Source organism: Flavonifractor hominis (assembly GCF_040095835.1).
In the GTDB taxonomy this organism is placed as follows: domain Bacteria; phylum Bacillota; class Clostridia; order Oscillospirales; family Oscillospiraceae; genus Flavonifractor; species Flavonifractor hominis.
Map to the genome: position 1 here is coordinate 623,660 of NZ_JBBMFT010000001.1, position 23,276 is coordinate 646,935.

Consider the following 23,276-nt stretch of genomic DNA (forward strand, 5'->3'; position numbering starts at 1 on the left):
ATTCCAGTTTTTTAGAATTCACTTCTAGAATTTTAGAATCCTTGCTATTTCAATCTCTTCCATCTTTTTCTTTCCTCCATCGTTCGACTTATTTCTAATTTTTTAGAATTTACTCCTCCCCTTCTTTTAATGCCGCCATTCCCGGATGTCTTGTCCCACAAGATATTCCGGGAATTTTTTATACAGAGCAAGAGTTGGCATGCGGTTTGCGTCGTATTGTAAGCGCAATCGATAAGAGAGGATTGCATATCTTCCGGGCCGCGTCCCGGAAATTAGAGGAGGTACATCCATGTTAGCAGCACTCGGCTTCATCACTGTCCTGGTCATGCTGATCCTGATCATGACCAAGAAAGCCTCGCCCCTGGTGGCGTTGATCGCGGTCCCCGTGGTCACCGGCATCATCGCCTGTGCTTTCATCCAGGTTGTCCCGGAGGGTTCCACCGAAGGCGTCGTGGACTTTCTGGCCAACTTTAAGAGTCTGGGTGGCATGATCACCGGCTCTGACGGTATCGGCTCTGTGGCCGCCACCGGCGTCATGTTCATTTTCTCCATTCTGTTCTTCGGCGTCCTCACCGATGCCGGTACGTTCCGCCCCATCATCGGCGGCATCACCAAATTCATGGGCACCGATCCGGTGAAGATCGCCATCGGCACCGCCATTCTGGCCATGGCTGTCCATCTGGACGGTTCCGGCGCCGTTACCTTCCTGATCTGCGTACCCCCCCTGGTGCCCCTGTATGATGCGGTCGGCATGAAGCGCACCACTCTGGCCACCATCGTAGCCATGGCCGCCGGCACCATGAACATCCTTCCCTGGGGCGGCCCCACGATCCGCGCCGCCACCGCGCTGGGTGTGGATGTAGTCAGCGAACTGTTCATGCCCATCCTCCCCGCTGTCATCGTGGGCCTGGTATGTGTGGTCATCTTCTCCGCTTTCCTGGGCAGCCGTGAGAAGGCCCGCATTGGTACCGTTGCTCTTGGCAGTGCTGAGGTAACCATGGCCGAGCTGTCCGACGAGGAGAAGGCTCTGCTGCGGCCCCACCTGTTCCCCATCAACATCATCCTCATCATCGCCGCCATCATCTCTCTGCTGTTCTCCGGCTTCGCTCCCGCCGTGGTCTTTATGGTATTCTACGTATTGGCTACCGTTATCAACTACCCCAGCGTCAAGCTGTCCAAGGCCCGGGTGGATGCCCACGCCAAGGAGTGCCTGATGATGTGCTCCGTCCTCTTCGCCGCCGGCTGCTTCACCGGCATCATGAAGGGCACCGGTATGATCACCGAAATGGCCAACGCCCTGACCGCTCTCATCCCCGACTCCCTGGGTCAGTTCTTCCCCGTCATCGTGGGTATCATCGGTATGCCCGCCTCCCTGCTGTTTGACCCCGATTCCTTCTACTACGGCGTGCTGCCCGTGCTGGCTCAGACCGCTGAGGGCTTCGGCGTAGCCGGCGTCAATGTGGGTCAGGCCGCTATCCTGGGTCAGATGACCACCGGCTTCCCTGTCTCCCCCCTCACCGCCTCCACCTTCCTGCTGGTAGGTCTGTCCGGTGTGGACCTGGGTGAGCACCAGAAGAAGACCATCCCCATGGTGTGGCTGATCTCCATCATCATGCTGGTGGTTGCTGTGGTCACCGGCGGCATTACCATCTGATCATTCCAATCGCTCCATCCACCTTCTTGTTCAGAAAGGAAGTCATTGTATGAAAAGCATCCGCATCGGCAGCGGCGCCGGGTACGCCGGCGACCGCCTGGAGCCCTCCCTGGAGCTTATTGAGAAGGGCAATCTGGATTACATCAGTTATGAGTGCCTGGCCGAGCGCACTATCGCCATCGGCCAGCAGGCCAAGCTGAAGGACCCCACCAAGGGCTACAACGGCCTTCTGGAGCACCGCATGGAGAAGGCGCTCCCCCTGTGCTGGGAGCACAAGGTGAAGCTCATCACCAATATGGGCTCCGCCAATCCCCAGGCCGCCGCTCAGAAATGTGTGGAGATCGCCCGCAAGCACGGCCTCACCGGCATGAAGATCGCCTGTGTCACCGGCGACGATCTGCTGCCCGTTATCGATAAGTATATGGACACCGAGGTGTGGGAGACCCACGAGCCGCTGTCCAAGCTCCCCGGTGAGATCGTCTCCGCCAACGCCTATATGGGCGTGGAGGGCATCCTGAAAGCCCTGGACATGGGTGCCGATGTGGTCATCACTGGCCGCGTGGCCGACCCTGCCATCTTTATGGCTCCCATGATCCACGAGTTTGGCTGGTCCCTTGACGACTGGGACAAGCTGGGCAAGGGCACCATCATGGGCCACCTGCTGGAGTGCGGCGGCCAGGTCACCGGCGGCTACTTCGCCGAGCCCGGCAAGAAGGATGTGCCCGGCCTGGGCCACCTGGGTTTCCCCATCATCCAGGTATCTGAGGACGGCTCCTTCTTTGTCACCAAGGTACCCGAGGCCGGCGGTATGGTCACTGTAGAGACCTGTTCTGAGCAGATCTGCTATGAGATCCATGACCCTGAAAACTATCTGACCCCCGATGTGGTGGCCGACTGCAAACAGATCAAGTTCACCGAAATCGGTAAAGACATGGTAAAAGTGGAGGGCATTACCGGCAAGCCCAAGACGGAAACGTTCAAGTGCTCCATCGGCTATCGCGACTGCTTCATCGGTGACGGTGAGATCAGCTATGGCGGCCCCGGCTGCGTCAACCGCGGTAAGCTGGCCCTGGATATCATCAAAGAGCGACTGGAGCTGGTCGCGCCCGGCGTGTTTGACGAGCTGAAGTTTGACCTGATCGGCTGCAACAGCCTGTATTGGAATCCTGACTACAAGTACAATGAGGAGCCCAGCGAGGTACGGGTGCGGGTATCCGGCCGCGCCAAAACCAAGGCCGAGGCCGACCTCATCGGCAACGAAGTGGAGGCTCTGTACACCAACGGCCCCGCCGGCGGCTGCGGCGCCGTCAAGCGCACCCGCGACATCGTCTCTGTGGCCTCTATCCTGGTCAGCCGCTACGATGTCAAGCCCGAAGCCGAGATCTTTACCGTCTGATTCTGGGACAGAAAGGAAGCATTTACTATGAAACTCTGGGACCTCGCACACTCCCGTACCGGCGATAAGGGCAACATCTCCAACATCTCCCTCATCGCCTATGACCCCAAGGACTATGAGCTGCTCAAGGAGAAAGTCACACCCGAGCGTGTGAAAGAGCATTTCAAGGGCATGGTCAAGGGCGAGGTGGTCCGCTATGAACTGCCCAATATCCACGCCCTCAACTTCGTGATGTATGCCGCTCTGGGCGGAGGCGTCACCCGTTCCCTGTCCGTGGATATGCACGGCAAGGGCCTGTCCTCCTATCTGTTGGATATGGAAATCTGATCCCTTTCCCCAAACAGCGGTCCGCTGCCTGGCAGCGGGCCGCTGTTTTTTCTCCTCTGTTCCACTGCGCTCGGAAATGACATAGACCACATTCCTTACATCTGCAAATAAGCAAAAAACGCCTGCCAGGCACCAAGTGCCTGGCAGGCGCAAAATAAAGCGCATGCCTCAGAGATCATAACGATAAATACGCTCAAACGTTCCCTGTCCTGCCGGGGCCTTGTCCACAAAAACCCAGCCCGTCTTCTCATAGTAGCCATCCAGCTTTGTGACAAGGTAGAGGCACGGATAGCATCCCAGGGCCCGAACCGCTTCGATACTGGCCTGCTGCAGCTTCTGGCCGATGTGCCGGTTCCGCTCCTCATCTTTGACATACAGCGTCGCCATCCAGGGTGACAGGTCTTGCCGGGTCTTCAGATCATTGAGCCAGAGCGACACCACCCCTACCGGACGTCCCTCCAAGACTGCCACCAACATCTGCGGGATCGTATCCCGCTGGCACGCATACCTGGTGCGGTAAATAATCTCTTCCAGGGAATATCCGTCCGCCTTGGCCCACTCCAGCCACAGCCAGCGGGAGACCTCCTCCATATACTCCGGCGCGTCAGCCAAATGGACGATTTTGACCTCTTCCGTCATGACAGACCTCCTATCTGAGCATAGCCTCTGCAATCGCCTTCATTATAGAAATTTTTTCTCTTTTCGTCAAGTTCTGCTCAGGAGGCACCACCCCTGCGCGCTCAATCCTCCTGCGCTACCGCCGCCGCTGCAGCCACTGCCAGCAACCGCTTAAATTCCTCCCGCTCGGCATCTGTCATCTGCTGCGTCATACGGCGGAAACCTTCCTCAATCTGCTCTTTGATGAATGGATACACCGCCCACGCTTTTTCCGTGGGGCAGATATCATAGGTCCGTTTATCCCTTGCATTGGTACCACGCAGGATATATCCGCTTTCCTCCAGCTTTGTAACCGTCTTTGCAATGACACTTTTGTCCAGCGAAAGCCGTTTTGTGATCTCGTCCTGCGTCAGTTTCTCAAAATCACACACGATCAGGATAACGACCGCCTGTGCAGCGGTAAGTCCATACCCTCCACAGCCGCTGTTGAGCCAAATGTGCGATTTTCGATACAAAATGGATATCGACTTAAAGGGGCTGTCCATGATATAAGGCACCGTGCATACCTCCTTTTCGCATGTTGATTATAGTCCATTTTGGTGGCACTTGCAACCAGTTCTTGACGCAGGAGAACAACTGTGCTATGTTAATATAGTGGCAATTGCCACTATATTCTTTTGTTACAGACAGAGGAGGTTTATTTATATGGAAACAAAGGATACCATCTGGAACCGAAGATTTCTGCTTCTGTTCCTCACCAACCTGCTTGTGTTGGCCGCCTTTTACGCATCCATTCCCATCATCCCGGTCTATTGCCAGGAGATTGGAATTACCGGCTCTGGGATTGGAATCGTACTGACCGCCATGTCCGTCGCGACGATTCTGTTTCGTCCAGTGGCTGGATACCTGTTGGATAACTTCAATCGTTATCGTGTCTATCTGGTCTTTCTTGCCCTGTTTTGCCTGTCGTTCCCGGCCTTTATTGCTTTCCCTATATTTGGGGTGCTCATCCTCATCCGCCTTTATATGGGCGCGGTATATTCCGTGTGCGGATCCGCTACTATGACATTGGCCGGCGACGTCCTCCCTCCTACAAAGATTACCGAGGGCATCAGTCGGTTTGCCTTTACGGTATCCATTGGCATGGCGGTTGGTCCTTATGTCGGGATTCAGGTACAGAACCACATGAGCAGCAAGGCATCCTTTCTCACCATCTTTGCCATTACGGTAGCCGCCTTGGTCTGTGTATCCTGCTGCCGTATACACTACCCAAAGGTAGAACGAAAAAAGTTTTCTATCAAGGACACTATATACGTCCCTGCGCTGCCGTTTATGTTTAATATGATGTTCCTGATGATCCCTTATGGCGCTGTGATTGCATATTCCTCTATCCTGGCCCAGGAAAAACAACTCACAGCATTTCTCCCCTACTTCTACATCTGTCTCGTCGCCGGGATGCTGTGCTCCAAGCTTTCCACACAAAAGATGATCGACGCCGGCAAACATCGTATTCTGGTCTACGCCAGTCTGGTAATCCTGATCCTTACCATGGCCAGTTATATCTTCTTGTCATCCGGAATTCACCTGCTTGCAGCCGGTTTCTTCTTCGGACTGGGATACGGGATTCTGCAGCCACTGTTTCAGTCTTTTGTCACCGGAACAACTCCCGCTCCGAGGCGTGGCGTGGCAAACGCCACTTATATGCTCTCCTACGATGTCGGGATCGGAATCGGTTCCCTCCTGATGGGCTTCCTTCAGGAGCCGATTGGACTTCCTGTGGGGTTTGCTTTGACCGCTATTGCATACGGAATCGGCGGAGGTATCTATATGGCTTACACCGATCGGTATTACCGCAAGTTAAGAAGAACATAACACCATGAGTCCCTATTTAAGTTTGCACCTTCTCCAATCGGACAGAAAAAGGCAAACAAAAACCACCCTGCTGAACAATAAATTCAGCGGGGTGGTTTTACCTATTCTATAGGCTAAAACTCCTGTATTGATGCGGGTTTGTGACATTTCAAATGATTGGTAGGAGAAAAGAGTGTCTCTCGTGGGGAATTCCCCATGAGAGACACTCTTTGCACACACCTCAAATTATCCTACTTTTACAACAATTCGCTCGTTCTGTAAGCCGGTTCCCTGATGGCTGATAAAAAGATCGTACTCATGGGTAGGATCAATGTGGAACAACGCGGTGACAGGAGCTTTACTGTTATAGGCAAGGGAAAAATAGTCCGTAATAAGCTGATCGTCCTTGTCGTAAATGGATATGTTCACATCAGACTTACTCAGATCTTGGGAATCGGTAAAGGTGACCTCGACAGTACCGGACTCACCTTCCTCAAAAGTTAAGTCAGTTACAAGTGCGTACTGACTGGTACCCAGAGAAGCATTTGCAGGGACTCCCTTTACCCAGCCACTGAACGCAGCCCTGTCTGCACTCAGTAACGAGGTAGAAGGCTGTTCATAACGGTGATACTCGGTTCCAGATATACACATTGAGGTGTCCACCTGACTCCAATCTACACCGCAGTAATAAGGATCATCTTCGATGGATGTTGCGCTTGCCCCAACAGCCATAGAAAACACGATGCAGGAAGCACACATGAGACTTAGAAAACGTCTGGCCTTCATTTTTGCCTTCTCCTCAATAAATTGATTTGCGGTGTAAAAAAGTAAGGACACCGTATAAACCTTGTTGCCATATAAAGTACATAGGACAAGACAACTTCATGTCCTAGAATAAAATATGATTGAGTTACTGTGAGAAGCATTTTTATTATACATCAGAGGTCCTTTATTTTGCAACTTTAATACCAAACATTTCTCATCTCATGTCAACATATGCCGTACAAAATGATTGGTAAATCAACATAGCGGCTTGCTACATTATCGGATCTTACTTAAAAACACAGAGTTTCTGAGAAATTGTACTCAAAGTGTAGTCACAAATGTCCAGTTCCTCCATGATTTGCTGCACGTGGAGAAAAGCGGTGGCAAGTACACGGAAGATATTCTCAAATTCTATGGCCAGATGGAACTGAATGCGCTTGAACTCATGCGAGCCAATCGTATGCTGGATACCAGCAACGGCGTCTCGGTCAGAACGCCTCATAAAGTAAAGAAAAGTGAACTCAATTTGCACTCAGCGGGCACAAAAAAACACCGGAAACCCTGATGCAGCAAGGGTTTCCGGTGTTGATTTTTTATTCCCACTCGCTCCTGTCAGAAATTTTCTAAACAGATTTGCTTATGGGATTTAGTTCAGGGTATTGGCATTATTTTCATTATTCAGATAGTAGAGGCTATCTGATTTTTTGTTGCCATGATGTTGCCATTACTCCACTATATTTTTTGACAATATAATATTTTTGGATATCTCTGATAAAGTAGTTTCTCGAATCTTAACATCCTCTATTTTATTGGCAATTGAGTTTGCAAGCAAAAGATTGTTACTTTCTGCAAATTTGGCATGAAACTTAACAGCTGCTTCTATATTTTTGGTATACATCTTAATAAAAACTGCTCCAATAAAATCTACAACGATTCCGCTTAAACTCCCTACCACTAACAGAACCTTATCCGTTTCAATCGACATATACATATACAGGGTTATTCCTACTATCACTATACCAAATATAATCATCATAATGCCAAGTCCAGAAAGAAATTTTGTTTGAGCTAAATTCATATCATAATATCTCATTAACTCCTTTTGATTCATTCTAAACATTTTTTCTGCTCTCAAAGCCCTTTTCTCAGGATCTATTTGCGAAAATTCTTTTTCCTCTCTACGAGCTTCCTCTTCTAATTTCTCCAGTTTTTTTGACTCTTTCAAATCAAAGAAACAACTTACAGATACCATAAAGCAAACAAACGCTAAAAATCCCGTTATATACACCAGTATCTGTCCAATTGGAAAATCAAATATTTTATCATATATTAAATAAGCAAGAAACGCTAGAAGGATGCCAAATACAAGCCCACCTATTACACCATTTCTATCTCTTTCAGATTTTTTTTGCACCTTGTGTTCAGATTTATTGGCACCAATATTTGCTGATTTTTCTTCCATAGCTTTTGTCTCCCATTGACTGTCTTTTAAGACATTAAAACTAATGCCTGATACATCCTTTAACTCCAAGCTTTTCATCTTTTTGTCGATGAGAATTTTGGGAAGTTTATCATAAGATACCAGCACTGTAACTTCTCTATATCATGTATAGATAAATAATTATATCAGAAAACACACGATACCTCAAGATAGCCTCACGAAAATATAAGCTCGCTCCAAGTCGAATGACATACACAATTATATAGCTGCATGTGCCAATAAGGTTATTTGGATACCGCTTTTCTGTTGTCTCTTCCGGGCATATTCCACCAGCTCGCGCGCGTTGCTGGCAGGGTGCCAAGCATAGGCGATCAGATAATCTACATGATCCACAACATAGCGGTTTGCTTTTACGATTGCAACCTTGTGCGGAACGCTCTCCATTCCGGGCGGATAGAATGTTCCGTCAAATCCATCTGGTGTTGGGATGGGATGCTCCGCCGGGTGGTATGGTAGCAGCAAAGTGAGCTTCACTTCCGGGTAGAAACGCTTTGCTTCTTTGACTGCTGACGCTACCAGGCGGTCAAATCCGCCGTAGTGGCCGACGATAAATTCTGTGACGCCATATTCCAAAATGTGCTGCTCCACAGCCGCATACAATGCCGGATAAATTTCTTCCGCGGCCTCTCTGTGCCCGATGAAAAAACAACTTTTTCCACTCAAATTTCTCCCTCCCTTGTGGTTGTGTTTATCGTTAAAATTATACGATATAAATGATTAAATCACAACGATTTATCAAAGTATAATTTACGAAGAACACTAGCAAAGGAGTGATGCAGGTGAAGGATATTCTCTCGGTTATAACCGCGTATCGGGAGGCACGGGGCTGGACAGAGTATCAGCTTGCAGAACGCTCCGGTTTGCCGCAATCCACGATCTCCTCATGGTATCGCAAGAACATGGTTCCGACCATTCCATCCCTGGAGAAAATCTGCACAGCCTTTGGCATTACGCTATCTCAACTGTTTGCCGAAGAAGATGCACCTGTTTCCTTGACTGAGGCGCAGAAAAAGCTTCTAGAACGCTGGTCAAGATTGAGCGAAGAACAGCAAGCTGTTGTATTTGCTTTGATTGATAAGATGTAAAAAATCCGTCAGAGGCGCACCCTTTAGAGTGTTGCTTCTGGCGGATTTTCTTTGCCATCAATCTAACGGAGTTTTCTTTGTTACTGCTTTTAGATACAATTCAGGGTCCCCATTCAAAATCAGTTCGGCATAGGACAGCGGATCATTATAGATCAGCCAGTCCAGTTCTGACCGCTGGTACATACTGTTCGCTACCTCGTTCTCCACGGCGGTGCAGTCGATGGACAACAGGGTTCCATCTTCCATGCACAGCTCCACGCAGGCAGTGTCCGGGTTGAACTCACAGGACAAAATCTTTCTCATACTCGTTACCTCCCAATACTTGAATTTCAGTTGATTTTCCGCAGCGGCACAAGGGCCGTTTCGGTTGTTTTAGATACAGGCAAGCAATGCGTGTGGATAGCCACACACAAATCCGGCAAGCAATGCGAGTGTTAATACACACTCACATTTCCTGCCATCTGCTTGTTGAGGGCAGCGCCCCCAAGCCCCTTCTGAACACAGAATTTCATTCTGTGGCTGCGCGTTCTCCGAACGCTTTTTGCCCCTGTACCCGGTGCCCTGTTTTGGGGCATAGGGTGTCGTGAATCGCGACATCCTCTGATACTTTTAGGGTACCCTAAAATGGGGCATCCTCCTTGAAGATGGGGTGGCAAAATACCACCCCATCTTTTTCTTTCCGCGACGGTGGCGACGGTCGCAACGGTGCTGGGAGCACCCCTCAAAACACCGTCGCGACCGTTGCAAGCGTCGCGCTTTACTCGATTACTTCAAACGCAGGTGCTTCCACCACCATGTAGGTCAGCCGGATACGCCGCCCGGCGTGCTTGGTTTTGTTCTCATACTTTACCTGATGTTCTTCCAACAGGCGGCTGGCATTCACATTCAGATGCTTGGTGAGCCGATTTACCGCCATATCTGTTTGAATCGCCTGGGCCAGCTCGGTGGGACTGCCTTCCCATTCGCGGTTGTCAGCAGATACGATCTTTGCTACGGCTTCCAGTACCGGGTCTGGAGGCTGCTTCCAAAGCTCATTCTCTGCATGGTCAAGCCCCCAAACCAGGCTCTCTTGTTCTTTGCTCAGATACAACCGCTGATCCGGCTGGTCTCTGCCTACCACTTCCAAGGTGGCCCTGCTATCCGTCCGCTTTTCCTTCTGCATCAGGAGCGCACCATCCGCACAGCCCAGCAAGCCCGTGGTGCCGGAAATCATTTCAAAGCTATCTCCCGCAGGTTGCTTTCTGGTGTGGTGGACAATCAGGACGCAGACGCCATATCGGTCAGCAAATTGCTTCAGCTTGCCGATCACCTCATAGTCGCTGGAGTAGCTGTAACTATCGCTCACTGCCTCCCGGACTTTTTGCAGGGTATCCACGATAATCAGCTTGGTATCACTGTGTTCCCGAACAAACTTTTCCATCTGTTCATCCAGGCCACCGCCGATCATCTTAGCGTTGGTGGCGAAGTGAAGAGAGCTTGTCCCCTCCACGCCAAACATACGGAACATCCGGCGCTGTAAACGGCTCTCGTCATCTTCCAAAGCAAGATAGAGAACAGTCCCCTGATGGGTCTTATAGCCCCACAAATCCTGCCCGGTACTGACATGGTGGGCAATCTGCGCCACTAGGAAGGACTTGCCGATTTTGGGCGCACCGGCAAGGATGTACGCTCCCGTGTGGAGCAGGTTTTCAATCACCGTAGACTTGCCATCAAACACATTGTCCATCAGCTCGTCCAGGGTCACAGTATGGAGGTAAGCTGGGTCGCTCATGCGGCGTATTTTCTGGTAAAGTTCCTCCAAATCTTTTTCCGGGGAATTGCTTTTTTCGTCCGGGTCTGGTATAGTGAACTTGGAATTTTGAGAGATTGACTGCCCATCATCTGCGCCAACAGATGAGTTCTGGGCGGTCATTTTCTTTTTCTCATCGGTCATAGGCAAAGTCCTCCTGCATTCCGTTCATAATGGTAGCGATCATCTGGATGGTGTCCAGCAGCTCGTCGTTCACGCCCTGCCCAGCCTCGATCCGGCGCAGCTCGTCCAGCACAGCGGCCAGCTGATCCCGCAGCGCCTTGTAGACCCTGGGGTTGCCCTGGACCACCACATCCCGGCAGAGCAGCCGTCGGATGATATAGTCCTGCTTGGTCAGGCCGGTGAGTTTGACCGCCGTCTCGATCTGGGTATCCTCTTCCGGGGAGACCCGAAAAGCCACGGTCTTGTTCCTCCAACGGTTGTGCTTGTCCAAATTCTTTGCTGACATTTTTAATTGCCCCTTTCCATGTTTAATTTATCCGCCATTTCCGCCTGCTTGGATGGAAACAGGTGCGCATAATTGTAGGTGATGTCAATGCTCTCATGGCCCACCCGGTCCGCGATGGCCGTGGCGGAGAATCCCATGTCAATCAGAAGCGACACTGCGCTATGACGGATATCGTGGATTCTGATGCGCGGTACTCCCGCTTCTTTGGCTCCCCGGTCCATCTCCCGGTGGAGATAGCTCTTGGTGACAGTGAACATTCGGTCATCCGGCCCGATCCCGTAGAGCATCTTGATGTAATCCTGGATTTCCTCAGACAGAAACTGCGGCATGGTAATGACCCGGTTACTCTTTTCCGTTTTGGGGGTGGTAATCAGATCCTGGCCGTTCAGCCGCTGGTAAGACTTGTTGATGGACACAGTGCGCTTCTCAAAGTCAAAATCCGCTGGGGTCAGAGCCAGCAGCTCCCCCTCCCGGATACCGCACCAGTAGAGCATCTCAAAGGCGTAGAAGGACAGCGGTTTATCCATCATCACCTCGGCAAATTTCAGGTACTGCTCCTTGGTCCAGAACATCATCTCCCGGTTTTTCTTCTTGCCCATGCTGCCCGCCTTTTTGCAGGGATTTTCCCGGAGGTTGTAATACCGTACTGCGTGGTTAAAGATGGCGCTGAGCTGGTTGTGGACCGTTTTCAGGTACACCGGAGAGTAGGGCTTGCCGTTCTCGTCCTTGTGGTTCAACATCTCGTTTTGCCAGGTGATGATCTGCTGAGCGGTGATGTTGCACATTTTCAGCCTGCCGAAGTAGGGCAGCAGCTTGGTGTGGATGATGTGATCCTTGGTGGCCCAGGTGTTTTCCTTAAGCCGGGTCTTCATATCCGCTGTGTAGAGGTCCACGAAGCTCCTGAAGGTCATGTCCAGATCGGCGCTGGTCTTGTTAAGCTGTTCGCGCTCCCAGGCTTGAGCCTCCCGTTTGGTCTTGAAGCCCCGTTTCTGGGTCTGCTTGCGCTCGCCGTTCCAGTCGGTGTAGCGGTAGACCGCTCGCCAAGTATTCGTCTTTTCTTCTTTGTAGACCGCCATGATTAGCCCTCCTTTCCCGTCTTGCCGTAGCAAAACTTCTCCATGAAAAAGTTCCGATTGACCCGCCCGGAGATGGTCAGATAGCCCTTCTCACGGAGTTCGGCGTTGAGCTTGTGGATCACCTTGTAGGCGTGGGACTTGGAGATGCCCAGCTCCTGGGCCACTTCCTCCACACGCATAAAGTTTTGTGCCTGCATTGAAAATACCTTCCTTTCCTCATTGATGGCTGCTGCGGCTGGATATTGTGTTCCATAAATGCCTCCTCACTTCCGTCCGCCACTTTTTTCTCGGATGTATAACCGAGGGGTTGCGGCAGTTCTTTTCTATTTATTGATTCTAAGCTATTATGCTTAGTCTATTGTCATTATACTAAGCAAAATAGCTTGTGTCAATCGGAGTACGCAAAATAAATTAAATAAAATTGTTTAGGATTCTCTTGACTTTACTAAGCATTTCTGCTACGCTTTTCCTAAGGACAACCAACGATTGGAGTTGACGATATGGCGATTGGCGAACGGATTCACTTTTTCCGTCTCCTGCGGGGGATGACACAGAAATATCTCGGCATGGCGCTGGGCTTCCCGGAGAAGTCCGCTGATGTGCGCCTTGCTCAGTATGAAACAGGATCAAGAACCCCAAAGGCAGACCTAACTGCTGCCCTGGCACAGGTACTGGATGTCTCCCCCCATGCTCTCTCCGTCCCGGACATAGACTCCTATGTGGGGCTCATGCACACCCTGTTTACCCTGGAGGATAACTACGGGCTCAAGATCAGCGAGATGGATGGAGAAGTCTGCCTGAAGGTTGATGTGCGGAAGAACAAGGACGCCGCCCGGCTGCATGAGATGCTTTGTTCCTGGCAACAGGCCGCAGCCATGCTGGAAGCAGGTGAAATCTCTAAAGAGGATTATGATAAGTGGCGCTACCACTATCCCGAGTTTGATACTGCACAGAAGCGGACCAAGGCCATGTCCCAGGGATTGAGTGATATGTTATTGGCGCAAATGGAGGGAGAAGAATAACTTGGACGATTTAACAGCTCGAATTATGGACAATAATAAATGGCCATCCTTACAGTTACCCGAAAATTTAGACCTCCTCAACGAATTAGCCGATAACAGCTTTTCGTTAGGTACTTTTGAAGGGAAGCTTGCCGGAACTCTTATGTACCATCAAATTCTGGAGGCTATGTGTATGCATCTTCTTGATGATTGCCATTTTCTCATCCAGCTTTCGGTATACCCTGCTACAATACAATTCAAATTACCAACAGATAAAATGTTTGGCTATTATATAGGAGAATTAAAAAGTTCTGTAAGCTTTTATAAAAAAGATGAGTTCATCCAAAAAGCAGAGCAATTCAATGGGTATCGAGTTAATGCCGTTCATAAGATGAGAAGATCTAATCTTACTCAATTATCCAAGGAATTGGATAAAGTAAAACCTTGCTTTGATGAACTGTATAATCTATACGATGAAATCCAAGATTCTTTTCGTGTAGACTTTCATGGCTTCAAGAAAGATGTATTTATTGACTATCTTACTGAAGAAGAGCAGGAGCAATATTTTGGATAAAAAGAGAGCTAACTGACTAATCAAAATCAGTTAGCTCTCTTTTTATGAATAATGAAAAAGTGTTGCCAAATCGTTGCCACAAAGGGCCTTAACCCCTCAAAAAACCAGTAAAATCAGGCTTTTCCGGGTCTCTGAAATCATTCCCACTCGGCAAATTCAGATATAGTAGGGTGTATTTGAGGTGATTTCGCAGGAAAAACTTTCGCAAATATGTTAATATTCCACCTGCTATTTTCGGCTGTAAAGTTTATTAGTATCAAAATAGTATCACAAAAGGCTGGGAAATACAACAGAATTATGTGGAGCTCTACATAATTCCGGCACGGACGGACGCTGTCAGGCACAGCGGATAACAGCCTTGCAAGAGGCGTTGTACCTGCGCTGGATATATTCTTGATAGGCTTTCTGGTCTGTCATGGAAATTCCCCCTCTCTGAATAATAGTGCGGGGCGGCAGCACTCCTTGCTGTCGCTCCTTGACTGCCTAACTGCGAAACCGGGCGGGGCTGTCAACGGTGGGCGAAGCCCGTTCATCTTGACCGCCCGCTGGCTCGGCTGGCTTTGCTATTTACCCGACAAACTTGAATTTATTGTAAGGTATCACGTTTTACCTTCTTAAGCCTTACTATCATTACCATAGGAATTTCTTTGTTGGTTTTGAAACATTCTTCATAAAATCCATCAATGACAAATCCAGCTCTAAAACAAAGGTTAAAAATATCTTGTATGGAACGATGATAATAAATCTGCTCTTTCGGTTGCCCTTCAATCGCTATATCATAGTAACTGTGCGGTGTCATATATTTTTCAGTCAACGTGACAAAACAAGGGTGTTGCGTTGCAAAGACAAAAATTCCGCTTTCCTGCAACAGTTCATAAACAGCCATAAGAAGTGGTTCAATATCCGTAATATCCATAATTGCCATATTAGAAACTGCTTTCGTAAAGGCTCGATTTCTTTTTAATTCTAATATACTTTTTCTATTGGTCGCATCCGCCACACAAAATTCAATTTGTTTTGCATATTGTGATTGCCGTCTTTTAGCCAATTCTATCATTTTTTTGCTGTAATCAAAAGCGACAACCGAAGCGCCTCTTTGTGCAAGATACGAAGAATAATTTCCATTGCCACACGCAATATCCAAAATATAATCCGCAGGATTAGGAGATAGAAGTTCCGTTACTTTGGGACGCACTACCTCTCTGTGAAATTCATTAGATTCGTCACCCATTGCATTATCCCAAAATTGTGCGTTCTCCTCCCAGATTTTTTTACTTTCCTCTGTTCCCATGTTCTCTCCCACTCCCAAAATTTGCTTTTTTGCTTCCATTAAATCTTCCTTACGATATTCCATTGTTACCCTCCATAACTTCTGATTGTTGCCGTCTTGACGATTATGTATCTTTACATTACCTTCTGAAACATATGGCGCACCTTGTCCAGGCGGTTGTTTGGACGGCGGGGCTGGATGACCGGCTGGCCGACAGCGGCCTGATACCCTTTTAGCTCTGTAAGGCATACGCTCTGCCCGTTGGTGTAAAAGGCCAGATCAGTACGGTATGCCTGTATACAGCGGGCGGGAATCTCGCCAGTAAAGACAACTTCATCCTTTTTTACCTGGGCCGTTTCGATGGTGGCACAGTATTTCGGTGCATCATGATAAGCCCTGGAAAGGTATTCCTGGGGCGCATAGAGGGTGAAGGAGAGATAAGGTTCCAGCAGCTGCGTCCCCGATTCCTTCAATGCCTGTTCCAATACAATCGGGGCCAATGAGCGGAAGTCCGCCGGCGTGCTGACTGGACTGTAATAAAGCCCGTATTCAAAGCAAATCTTACAGTCCGTTACGTTCCAGCCGAACAAGCCCTGCTCCAGCCCGTAACGGATACCATCCCTGACAGCGTTTTGAAAACTCTGGTTCAAGTATCCCAGCGAAACCCGGCTCTCGTATTGTACGCCGGAGCCAAGCGGGAGTGGTGTAACAGACAGTCCGATAGATGCCCAAAACGGGTTGGGCGGCACCTCGATATGGATGGTGTGGCTGGCTGCTTTGAGCGGCCGCTCCATATAAATGACGGTGGGTTCCTTTACCACTGTTTCAATCTTGTATTTTTCCGACAGCAAAGCGGAAACGACCTCCAACTGCACCCGGCCCAAAAAAGAAAGAATGATCTCATGGGTGATGGAATCCACTTCGCAGCGCAAAAGCGGGTCAGTATCCGCAAGTTGCGTAAGAGCGTCCAGCAGCCGTTCTCTTTGCGCTGCCGTTTTCGGCGCAATCGTCGTCCGCAGCATGGGGAGGGGGGCCTCGCGCCACCTTTTACGAGGGAGCCGGGTTTGATCCCCTAATACATCGTTTAACCTCACGCTGTCGCTGGGAAGGATAACAATTTCGCCCGGATAAGCGGTGTCTGTCCGAACAATTTCCCCTTTGGATGGAATACGCATCTCTGTGATTTTCAGCTTTTCTCTCCCGGCCAGGGCCACCGTATCCCGCAGGCGCAGCGTTCCGCTGTATAGCCGCAGATAGACACGCCGCTGGCCGCAATCGGTGTACTCAACCTTGAAAACGCTGCCGCATAGGGTGGCGCTCCCCTGTTCCCCAATCGGTTGGAACAGTCCTGTCACCGCATCCATCAACGGTTGAATGCCAAGGCCCTTTTTGGCGCTGCCATGATAGACCGGAAACAGGGAGGCTTCTTGAACCCGCCGCTGTTCCTCCCGCGCAAGTTTTTCCTGGCTGATTGGTTCTCCTGCGATATACTTTTCCAATAATGCATCGTTATTTTCGATGACCGCATCCCATGCTTCTATGTCGGTATTTTCCTCCAGGACTATTTCCGGGGACAGCGACACCGTCTGCTTGATGATAATATCGGCGGAGAGCTTATCCCGAACAGACTGAACCACGCTCTGCAAATCAACGCCAGCCTGGTCGATCTTGTTGATAAAGATAACGGTGGGAATGTTCATTTTCCGCAGGGCATGGAACAGAATACGGGTCTGGGCCTGCACGCCATCTTTCGCGGAGATCACCAAGATGGCCCCATCTAAAACAGCCAAAGAGCGGTACACCTCCGCCAAAAAATCCATGTGGCCGGGCGTATCCACAATGTTAACTTTACATCTGTGCCACTGGAAGGAAGTGACTGCCGCTTGAATGGTAATCCCACGCTGCCGCTCCAAAAACAAGGTGTCCGTCCTCGTTGTCCCTTTTTCGACGCTCCCTGGTTCTGAAATGGCTCCACTGGCATATAGCAGACTCTCCGTCAAGGTCGTCTTTCCAGCGTCTACATGGGCAAGAATCCCGATATTGATAATGTTCATGTCTATCCTCCATACAAGGCCCGAATGGGCGCAAAAATCCCCAGCGGCTAATACTTTTACCGCTGGGGATCATGACTTCGGACACACAGAAACATACACGACTTACATAAGCCGCGGTCCGTCACGATATTTACTAAAAAGGCAAAAGTATTCTTAAAATTGGGTACAAAAACCAAGCCCCTGCAAGGGGCAATCATTTTTGCGCCCATTATCAAATTTTATTTAAGAATACCTTGCCGCATATTTGATAGACTCCTCAAATCAGGATAATAGCAGTATATCATAGTACGCTCTAAAAAACAAGAAATCATTTTACCGATTCCACAAATAAAATCGGAGGGTATTCACTGGAATACCCTCCGGTTTTGGTGATTATCGTGCGTCTATCCGAATTTTTGACTTTGCGGCCCGTTTCCGTTCCTTTTCGGCATGTTCCTGCTGGTAAGCTGCCTCTAATATTCTGTCCACTTGTTCTGGGCCAAAGGCCCTTTTGACCCGCTCATAGTCAGCGGAGACTTGCCGCATGGCCTTGTTTTCCAACTTGACCTCCTGCAATCGATCAGACAGGCGGATGTTGCTCTCCCTCACCCGGCCATAGTCCCCTTGCAGACGCTCAAATTTCCCCCGCAGCTCCACATAGGCCAGATACAGGGAGCGCAGCACCTTGACGATTTGGGCCAGCAGGGGCTTTGCCTTTTTCTCTCGGTAGGCCCGGCCTGTTTCCAGCGTTCCCGGCTCCGGCAAAATCTCCTCCGGATTGGCGGAGAAATCCGCTGCCAACCGCTCCATATTTTTCACCGCCGGGGCAAGTTCTTTGAGCCGCCGTTCCTGGCTCTCCACCTGGTTTTCTTTCTCCGCCTTGACCGTCTCCAGAACGGCGATCTCCTTTGCCCGCTGCTCTTTCTTGTAGTCCAGCACAGACAAGTGCTTGTCGTGGGTGCCTTTGTCCTCCCACTCAATCCCGTGGCGCTCCATGACCAGGGAAAGCTGCTCCTTTTCCGAGCGCACCCACTGGCTCCACTCTGTGTCCCCTCTGGTGCCGCCCTGGAAACCCTGGGCCGCTAACGCCTGTTTCAAAGATACCCTCGTGTCCAGCCCTCGCTTGCTCCCGGTGGTGAATGGTACAAAGTCAATGTGCAGATGGGGCGTAGCCTCGTCCATGTGGAGGTGGGCAGAGAACACCCGGAGTTGGGGGTTGCGCTCTTGAAAGCCCTTCATGTACTCGTCCAAAACCGCTGCCGCAAGCTGTCCCTCCTCGCTGTCGGCGCTCATATCATCTCGATTGCCCACTTGCAGGATGATTTCATGGAACGGCTTTTCCTGCTTGCCGGAGCGGATCTTCTCATAGTAATCCTCTATCCTTCTGTCGGCCCTGGTTTGTTTAGCGTTGTACCGTTCCAGAGCCTCGTCAAAGAGTTCATGGTACACCGCCTTGATATTCTCCTGGCAGTAGGTTATATTCAAGTGGGAGCGTTCCGGGTCAGTGTTCTTGGCGTGGAATTTTCTACTGTTATGGTTCACCGATCCTTGGCCCACCATGGCGCTGATTGTCCTTTTCAAATCAATCCCTCCTCCCTTTTCCGCCGCGCAAGCGGCGAGCCTTTGTTACTTTCTGCGAAAGTAACGCAAAAGCACTTTTGACAGCCTGACGGCCATCAAAAGCGCATTTGCGCCCTACGGGGTGGTGTGGGGGCTTTGCCCCCGGCAACTGCGGTTGCCTCCCCCAGCAGGGCCGCCCTTTGAAAAGGGCACCCTGCACCCCGCCTAAACTTTGTCACTCGCCGTTGGGCAGGGTGGAAAGGCCAGGGGCCTTTCCACCGCCCGGCAAGTGTTTTCCGTGGGCCGAAAGTCAAGGGGTACGGGTTGTATTGACTTGCGGCAATCTCCACCCGCAGGTATGCCCCCCTTGACTTTCGCCCCCGCTCCCCGTGACAGCCGTGACGACCGTGACGATGTTTTACACACCGCCTCCGCACTCCGAAAAGCTGTCACAGCTGTCACGGTCGTCACGCCTGGGGTTCCTCCAACGTGAGCTTGATACTCCGCCCGGCATGGGTTCGGGCGCTTTCATAGTGGATGTGGTACTCATAGGACAGCCGCCACGCCCGGACATTCAGCCGCATAGCCAGGGCATTGGGTTTCATATCCAGCCCCAGGGCGGCGACAAGTTCCGTGGCCGTCCCTCTCCACTCTGGCCGTTCCGCCGTTACCAGGGCGGCAACAGCCTCCAACACCGGGTCAGGCGGCTCCTGCCGCAGCTCCGTTTCCCGCCGCTCCAGCTCCCACACAAGCCGTTCCTCGTCCCGCTTGAGGTAGAGGCGCTGGTCTTGCTGATCCCGCCCAGAAATGTCCAGGGTGGCGGCGTTGTCTGCCCGCCGCTCCTTTTGGAGCAGAAAGGCCCCGTCTGCCGCACCCAATAAGCCGTTGGTGCCGGAGATCATATCAAACTTATCATCGGCCTGCTGCTTGCGGGTGTGATGTACAACCAGGAGGCAAACCCCGCTTATATCGGCAAACCGTTTCAGTTTGGTGATTACCTCATAGTCGTTGGCATAGCTGTACTTCTCTGCCCCGGCCTCCCGGATTTTTTGCAGGGTGTCGATGATAATAAGCCGGGTGTCCGTGTGTTCCCGGACAAAGCCCTTTAGCTGCTCCTCCAGGCCACCGCCGAGCTGCTTAGCTCCGATGGCAAAGAACAGGTTTCCGGTACTCTCTACTCCAAACATCCGGTACAACCGCTCCTGTAAGCGACGGTGGTTGTCCTCCAGGGCCAGATAGAGGACTGTCCCCTGGCGCACCTCATACCCCCACAGGGAAAGGCCCATACTCACATGATAGGCAAGCTGGGCCATGAGAAAGGACTTGCCCACCTTGGGAGCGCCCACAAAGAGATATGTCCCCGCATAGAGCAGACCGTCTACCACAGGAGGTCTGCCGGGGTACACCTGTTCGTAGAGGTCATTCATAGACACGGTAGGCAGATAGGCCGGGTCATTGACCCGGCTTATCTGCCGCAGGATTTCCTCCAAATCTCTTTCCGGGGGCTTGTGTTCTGTCACGCCCTCTGCTATACTTTGGTTAGGTTTTTGTGAGAGCGACTGTCCCCCGTCTGCGCCAACAGGCGGATATGGGGCAGTCGTTTTCTCTTGCAATCTATCCATCTATCAATCCTCCCTCATGCCGTCCATGATGGCGGCGATCAGCCGGATGGTGTCCAGCAACTCCCCATCCACGCCATTCCCGGCCTCGATACGCTCCAGTTCTTCCAGAACGGCGGCCAGCTCGTTCCGCAGGGCCTTATACACCCTGGGGTTGCCCTGTACCACCACATCCCGGCACAGCAGCCGTCGGGTGATGTAGTCCTGTTTGGTAAGGCCGGAGAGCCGCACAGCGGTTTCAATTTCCCTGTCCTCATCCGGGGACACCCGGAAAGCCACAGTTTTGTTTCTCCAGCGGTTGTGTCGGTCAAGATTTTTCACTGACATGATTTAGGCCCCCTTTCGCTCCATGTCCAGTTTGTCCGCCATCTCCGCCTGCCGGGTGGGGAACAGGTGGGCGTAGCGGTAGGTAATATCAATGCTTTCATGTCCCACCCGGTCAGCGATTGCCAGGGCCGTAAAGCCCATGTCAATGAGCAGCGAAATGTGGGAGTGCCTCAGGTCGTGTATTCTGATCCGCTTTACCCCGGCCTCTTTCGCACCCCTGTCCATCTCCCGGTGGAGGTAGGATTTTGTCACCGTGAAAATGCGGTCGGTGGGCTTCACCCCATACAGGCTCTTGATATAGTCTCGCATTTCTTCACAGAGGAAAGCGGGCATTTGAATGACCCGGTTGCTCTTAGGGGTCTTGGGGTCGGTAATCACATCCTTGCCCTTAATCCGCTGGTAGGACTTGGAGATGGTGACGGTCTGTTTCTCAAAGTCGAAGTCGCCAGGAGTGAGGGCCAGCAGCTCCCCCTCCCGGACGCCGCACCAGTAGAGCATTTCAAAGGCGTAATAGGAAAGGGGCTTGTCCATCATGGCCTCGGCGAATTTCAGATACTCCGCCTTTGTCCAGAACAGCATTTCCCGTCCCTTTGGCTTTCCCATATTGCCCGCCTGGGCAGCGGGATTGACCTTTAGATTGTAGTGCCGTACCGCATGGTTGAACACGGCGCTCAACTGATTGTGCAGCGTTTTTAAGTACACCGGAGAGTAGGGCTTGCCGTTCTTGTCCCGGTAACCCAGCATTTCATTCTGCCAGGCGATGACCTCCTTGGAGTGAATGTCGCACATCTTCCGCTTGCCGAAGTACGGCACCAACTTCTTGTAGAGGATATGCTCTTTCGTCCCCCAGGTGTTTTCCTTGATACGGCCTTTCATGTCCGCCACATAGACAGCCACGAAGTTTTCAAAGGTCATTTCCAGGTCGGCGGTCTGTTGTTGCAGGAATGTCCGCTCCCACTCCAGAGCCTCCCGCTTGGTGGGAAAGCCCCGTTTCATTTTCTTTACTTTCTTGCCCGTCCAGTCCTCGTAGTAAAAGGACGCATACCATGTGCCCTTTGCCTTGTCTTTGTATGCCGGCATTGTGGTTCCCTCCTTATTGTCTGTCCCGCAGCCCATAGAATTTTTCCTCGAAGTAGCGCCTGCTTACCCGTCCGGGAATGGTGAGAAAGCCTTTTTTCTTCAGCTCCTCGTTCATCTCCCGCACCAGCTTGTAGGCGTAGGGCTTGGAAATGCCCAGCTCCCTGGCGACCTCCTCTGCTCTCACAAACAGCTCCTTTTCCATGGTCAGCACCTCCTTATTTTAGTTTCGCAAATATGTTAATGTCACCATCTTCATTATACATTAACATAAGTGTTAATGTCAAGAATTTATTTCGCATTTTTGTTAAAGATTATCTTGCATCTTTCGCTTTTTTGCGCTATACTATTGGCAAAGGCGGTGGGATATTATGACAGTCGGAGACAAGATAAAGAAAATCCGCACCTTTCGAGGCATGACACAAAAGGAATTGGGGCTTGCTATCGGCTTTGAGGAAAAGGGAGCGGACAACCGGATCGCCCAGTATGAGACGAATTACCGTGTTCCGAAACGGGAACTGCTGGACAAGATGGCCGAGGCGCTGCGGGTAGACCGCCAGAACTTCTACACCATCGCCCCCGGCTCTGCCGAGGACTTCATGCGGACATTCTTCTGGCTGGACGAGGACAGCCCTGGCGCTATCCGCCTGTTCCAACTTGTCCGCAATCCGGGCAGAGCAGGGGCCGCTGATGATACCGCTGTACGGTACAATGATAGCGATGACTGGCCCGCACACCCTCCCGTGGGTATGTACTTCCAGTATGGCCTTGTGGACGAGTTCATGCGGGAATGGCTTTTTCGTCAGCAGGAGTTACACGCCGGGGAGATCACCAGGGAAGAGTATTTTGAATGGAAACTCAACTGGCCCCATACCTGCGACGATGGCCTGGAAAGCGAATATTATATCCCTTGGCGGAAAAATAAATAAGACAAGCAAAAAAACCGCCCTGCTGAATTTGTCGTTCAGCAGGGCGGTTTTGCTTGTCCTTTTGGGATTTTTCTCTTGAGAATACCGGGCGGACACAAATAGTATCAATCCAGTATCAAGAGCAGTATGGACGGGCAAAAAAGCCTGTATTCATGCGGGTTTTCGCCGTTTCGAGCGTCATTCCCACTCGCCGAGTCAAATCCATTTCTAAACTTTTTTGTATAGAGGATTTGATTCGGTGTTATTTGTTTTGATACAGATTATCCTTATCCTATGGTCTATCCGAAATTCTGCTATCAAAAATCTATCAGCCTTGTGCTATCAGTGGTTATTCTTGATAGGGCTGTGCAGATAG

Annotated in this window: 25 protein-coding genes; 8 read left to right on the forward strand and 17 right to left on the reverse strand. The window is 50.8% G+C overall.

The window, feature by feature from the left end:
• Window positions 1-289 precede the first annotated feature (289 nt).
• Genes WMO45_RS03205 through WMO45_RS03215 form a run of 3 tightly spaced genes read left to right on the forward strand, consistent with a single transcriptional unit; the run spans window position 290 to window position 3,377 of the window.
• Window positions 290-1,654 carry a CitMHS family transporter gene (locus WMO45_RS03205; RefSeq protein ID WP_349139206.1) on the forward strand — a complete coding sequence of 455 codons (1,365 nt, stop codon included), beginning with the start codon at window positions 290-292 and terminating at the stop codon, window positions 1,652-1,654.
• 49 nt (window positions 1,655-1,703) lie between these two features.
• Window positions 1,704-3,050, forward strand: a complete 1,347-nt coding sequence (locus tag WMO45_RS03210) for an acyclic terpene utilization AtuA family protein (RefSeq protein ID WP_349139207.1) — start codon at window positions 1,704-1,706, stop codon at window positions 3,048-3,050.
• 27 nt (window positions 3,051-3,077) lie between these two features.
• Window positions 3,078-3,377 carry an AtuA-related protein gene (locus WMO45_RS03215; protein WP_349139208.1) on the forward strand — a complete coding sequence of 100 codons (300 nt, stop codon included), beginning with the start codon at window positions 3,078-3,080 and terminating at the stop codon, window positions 3,375-3,377.
• A gap of 168 nt (window positions 3,378-3,545) precedes the next feature.
• Here WMO45_RS03215 and WMO45_RS03220 read toward each other — a convergent pair whose 3' ends face one another.
• Together WMO45_RS03220 and WMO45_RS03225 are read right to left on the reverse strand one after the other, a co-directional pair.
• Window positions 3,546-4,016, reverse strand: a complete 471-nt coding sequence (locus tag WMO45_RS03220; RefSeq protein ID WP_349139209.1) for a GNAT family N-acetyltransferase — start codon at window positions 4,014-4,016, stop codon at window positions 3,546-3,548.
• A 101-nt stretch (window positions 4,017-4,117) separates the two neighbouring features.
• Window positions 4,118-4,552 (reverse strand): MarR family winged helix-turn-helix transcriptional regulator, encoded by a 435-nt coding sequence (locus WMO45_RS03225; protein WP_349139210.1) that lies wholly within the window; start codon window positions 4,550-4,552, stop codon window positions 4,118-4,120.
• Between the two features lie 148 nt (window positions 4,553-4,700).
• Here WMO45_RS03225 and WMO45_RS03230 point away from each other — a divergent pair, with 148 nt between their 5' ends.
• Window positions 4,701-5,867: an MFS transporter gene (locus WMO45_RS03230; RefSeq protein ID WP_349139211.1), complete on the forward strand. Its 1,167-nt coding sequence runs from the start codon at window positions 4,701-4,703 to the stop codon at window positions 5,865-5,867.
• Between the two features lie 225 nt (window positions 5,868-6,092).
• Here WMO45_RS03230 and WMO45_RS03235 read toward each other — a convergent pair whose 3' ends face one another.
• From WMO45_RS03235 to WMO45_RS03245, 3 genes are all read right to left on the reverse strand, one after another.
• On the reverse strand, window positions 6,093-6,632 hold the full coding sequence (locus WMO45_RS03235) for a hypothetical protein (RefSeq protein ID WP_349139212.1): 540 nt from the start codon (window positions 6,630-6,632) through the stop codon (window positions 6,093-6,095).
• A 703-nt stretch (window positions 6,633-7,335) separates the two neighbouring features.
• Window positions 7,336-8,199: a TRADD-N-associated membrane domain-containing protein gene (locus tag WMO45_RS03240; RefSeq protein WP_349139213.1), complete on the reverse strand. Its 864-nt coding sequence runs from the start codon at window positions 8,197-8,199 to the stop codon at window positions 7,336-7,338.
• A gap of 111 nt (window positions 8,200-8,310) precedes the next feature.
• Window positions 8,311-8,775, reverse strand: coding sequence for a hypothetical protein (locus tag WMO45_RS03245; RefSeq protein ID WP_349139214.1), 465 nt, complete (start codon window positions 8,773-8,775; stop codon window positions 8,311-8,313).
• Window positions 8,776-8,885: 110 nt separating this feature from the next.
• Here WMO45_RS03245 and WMO45_RS03250 point away from each other — a divergent pair, with 110 nt between their 5' ends.
• Window positions 8,886-9,197: a helix-turn-helix domain-containing protein gene (locus WMO45_RS03250; RefSeq protein WP_349139215.1), complete on the forward strand. Its 312-nt coding sequence runs from the start codon at window positions 8,886-8,888 to the stop codon at window positions 9,195-9,197.
• 57 nt (window positions 9,198-9,254) lie between these two features.
• Here the strand turns inward: WMO45_RS03250 and WMO45_RS03255 are convergent, their stop codons facing one another.
• From WMO45_RS03255 to WMO45_RS03275, 5 genes are all read right to left on the reverse strand, one after another.
• Window positions 9,255-9,500 (reverse strand): DUF6061 family protein, encoded by a 246-nt coding sequence (locus WMO45_RS03255; protein WP_054338622.1) that lies wholly within the window; start codon window positions 9,498-9,500, stop codon window positions 9,255-9,257.
• 454 nt (window positions 9,501-9,954) lie between these two features.
• Entirely contained in the window at window positions 9,955-11,130 is a 1,176-nt protein-coding gene (locus WMO45_RS03260; RefSeq protein ID WP_349139216.1) for an AAA family ATPase, read from the reverse strand.
• Complete coding sequence (locus WMO45_RS03265) at window positions 11,120-11,455, reverse strand: plasmid mobilization protein (RefSeq protein ID WP_108981136.1); 336 nt, start codon at window positions 11,453-11,455, stop codon at window positions 11,120-11,122. The genes WMO45_RS03260 and WMO45_RS03265 overlap by 11 nt, the downstream gene beginning before the upstream one ends.
• A gap of 2 nt (window positions 11,456-11,457) precedes the next feature.
• Window positions 11,458-12,531, reverse strand: a complete 1,074-nt coding sequence (locus WMO45_RS03270; RefSeq protein WP_349139217.1) for a site-specific integrase — start codon at window positions 12,529-12,531, stop codon at window positions 11,458-11,460.
• A 2-nt stretch (window positions 12,532-12,533) separates the two neighbouring features.
• Window positions 12,534-12,728: a helix-turn-helix domain-containing protein gene (locus WMO45_RS03275; RefSeq protein ID WP_006571508.1), complete on the reverse strand. Its 195-nt coding sequence runs from the start codon at window positions 12,726-12,728 to the stop codon at window positions 12,534-12,536.
• 303 nt (window positions 12,729-13,031) lie between these two features.
• On the opposite strand from WMO45_RS03275, the gene WMO45_RS03280 reads away from it, so the two are divergent.
• On the forward strand, window positions 13,032-13,553 hold the full coding sequence (locus tag WMO45_RS03280; RefSeq protein WP_349139218.1) for a helix-turn-helix domain-containing protein: 522 nt from the start codon (window positions 13,032-13,034) through the stop codon (window positions 13,551-13,553).
• Window position 13,554: 1 nt separating this feature from the next.
• Window positions 13,555-14,106 carry a hypothetical protein gene (locus WMO45_RS03285; protein ID WP_349139219.1) on the forward strand — a complete coding sequence of 184 codons (552 nt, stop codon included), beginning with the start codon at window positions 13,555-13,557 and terminating at the stop codon, window positions 14,104-14,106.
• Window positions 14,107-14,692: 586 nt separating this feature from the next.
• Here the strand turns inward: WMO45_RS03285 and WMO45_RS03295 are convergent.
• From WMO45_RS03295 to WMO45_RS03325, 7 genes are all read right to left on the reverse strand, one after another.
• Window positions 14,693-15,460 (reverse strand): class I SAM-dependent methyltransferase, encoded by a 768-nt coding sequence (locus WMO45_RS03295; protein ID WP_004010385.1) that lies wholly within the window; start codon window positions 15,458-15,460, stop codon window positions 14,693-14,695.
• A gap of 50 nt (window positions 15,461-15,510) precedes the next feature.
• Window positions 15,511-17,430, reverse strand: coding sequence for a tetracycline resistance ribosomal protection protein Tet(W) (gene tet(W), locus WMO45_RS03300; protein WP_031474227.1), 1,920 nt, complete (start codon window positions 17,428-17,430; stop codon window positions 15,511-15,513).
• A 372-nt stretch (window positions 17,431-17,802) separates the two neighbouring features.
• On the reverse strand, window positions 17,803-18,990 hold the full coding sequence (locus WMO45_RS03305; protein ID WP_228275371.1) for a plasmid recombination protein: 1,188 nt from the start codon (window positions 18,988-18,990) through the stop codon (window positions 17,803-17,805).
• 446 nt (window positions 18,991-19,436) lie between these two features.
• Window positions 19,437-20,591, reverse strand: coding sequence for a helicase RepA family protein (locus WMO45_RS03310; protein ID WP_031474225.1), 1,155 nt, complete (start codon window positions 20,589-20,591; stop codon window positions 19,437-19,439).
• A gap of 3 nt (window positions 20,592-20,594) precedes the next feature.
• Window positions 20,595-20,915 carry a plasmid mobilization protein gene (locus WMO45_RS03315; RefSeq protein ID WP_004010381.1) on the reverse strand — a complete coding sequence of 107 codons (321 nt, stop codon included), beginning with the start codon at window positions 20,913-20,915 and terminating at the stop codon, window positions 20,595-20,597.
• Window positions 20,916-20,918: 3 nt separating this feature from the next.
• On the reverse strand, window positions 20,919-21,995 hold the full coding sequence (locus tag WMO45_RS03320; protein ID WP_004010380.1) for a site-specific integrase: 1,077 nt from the start codon (window positions 21,993-21,995) through the stop codon (window positions 20,919-20,921).
• Window positions 21,996-22,008: 13 nt separating this feature from the next.
• A complete protein-coding gene (locus WMO45_RS03325; protein WP_004010379.1) occupies window positions 22,009-22,197 on the reverse strand; it encodes a helix-turn-helix domain-containing protein in 189 nt (62 codons plus the stop codon).
• Between the two features lie 166 nt (window positions 22,198-22,363).
• On the opposite strand from WMO45_RS03325, the gene WMO45_RS03330 reads away from it, so the two are divergent.
• Window positions 22,364-22,921, forward strand: coding sequence for a helix-turn-helix domain-containing protein (locus WMO45_RS03330; RefSeq protein ID WP_004010378.1), 558 nt, complete (start codon window positions 22,364-22,366; stop codon window positions 22,919-22,921).
• The last annotated feature ends 355 nt before the right edge of the window (window positions 22,922-23,276 follow it).

Coding starts and splice junctions, on each gene's coding strand:
- WMO45_RS03205 (WP_349139206.1), top strand. CDS start 290: ATGTTAGCAGCACTCGGCTTCATCACTGTCCTGGTCATGCTGATCCTG.
- WMO45_RS03210 (WP_349139207.1), top strand. CDS start 1,704: ATGAAAAGCATCCGCATCGGCAGCGGCGCCGGGTACGCCGGCGACCGC.
- WMO45_RS03215 (WP_349139208.1), top strand. CDS start 3,078: ATGAAACTCTGGGACCTCGCACACTCCCGTACCGGCGATAAGGGCAAC.
- WMO45_RS03220 (WP_349139209.1), bottom strand. CDS start 4,016: ATGACGGAAGAGGTCAAAATCGTCCATTTGGCTGACGCGCCGGAGTAT.
- WMO45_RS03230 (WP_349139211.1), top strand. CDS start 4,701: ATGGAAACAAAGGATACCATCTGGAACCGAAGATTTCTGCTTCTGTTC.
- WMO45_RS03235 (WP_349139212.1), bottom strand. CDS start 6,632: ATGAAGGCCAGACGTTTTCTAAGTCTCATGTGTGCTTCCTGCATCGTG.
- WMO45_RS03250 (WP_349139215.1), top strand. CDS start 8,886: ATGCAGGTGAAGGATATTCTCTCGGTTATAACCGCGTATCGGGAGGCA.
- WMO45_RS03255 (WP_054338622.1), bottom strand. CDS start 9,500: ATGAGAAAGATTTTGTCCTGTGAGTTCAACCCGGACACTGCCTGCGTG.
- WMO45_RS03260 (WP_349139216.1), bottom strand. CDS start 11,130: ATGACCGATGAGAAAAAGAAAATGACCGCCCAGAACTCATCTGTTGGC.
- WMO45_RS03265 (WP_108981136.1), bottom strand. CDS start 11,455: ATGTCAGCAAAGAATTTGGACAAGCACAACCGTTGGAGGAACAAGACC.
- WMO45_RS03270 (WP_349139217.1), bottom strand. CDS start 12,531: ATGGCGGTCTACAAAGAAGAAAAGACGAATACTTGGCGAGCGGTCTAC.
- WMO45_RS03275 (WP_006571508.1), bottom strand. CDS start 12,728: ATGCAGGCACAAAACTTTATGCGTGTGGAGGAAGTGGCCCAGGAGCTG.
- WMO45_RS03280 (WP_349139218.1), top strand. CDS start 13,032: ATGGCGATTGGCGAACGGATTCACTTTTTCCGTCTCCTGCGGGGGATG.
- WMO45_RS03295 (WP_004010385.1), bottom strand. CDS start 15,460: ATGGAATATCGTAAGGAAGATTTAATGGAAGCAAAAAAGCAAATTTTG.
- WMO45_RS03310 (WP_031474225.1), bottom strand. CDS start 20,591: ATGGATAGATTGCAAGAGAAAACGACTGCCCCATATCCGCCTGTTGGC.
- WMO45_RS03315 (WP_004010381.1), bottom strand. CDS start 20,915: ATGTCAGTGAAAAATCTTGACCGACACAACCGCTGGAGAAACAAAACT.
- WMO45_RS03320 (WP_004010380.1), bottom strand. CDS start 21,995: ATGCCGGCATACAAAGACAAGGCAAAGGGCACATGGTATGCGTCCTTT.
- WMO45_RS03325 (WP_004010379.1), bottom strand. CDS start 22,197: ATGGAAAAGGAGCTGTTTGTGAGAGCAGAGGAGGTCGCCAGGGAGCTG.
- WMO45_RS03330 (WP_004010378.1), top strand. CDS start 22,364: ATGACAGTCGGAGACAAGATAAAGAAAATCCGCACCTTTCGAGGCATG.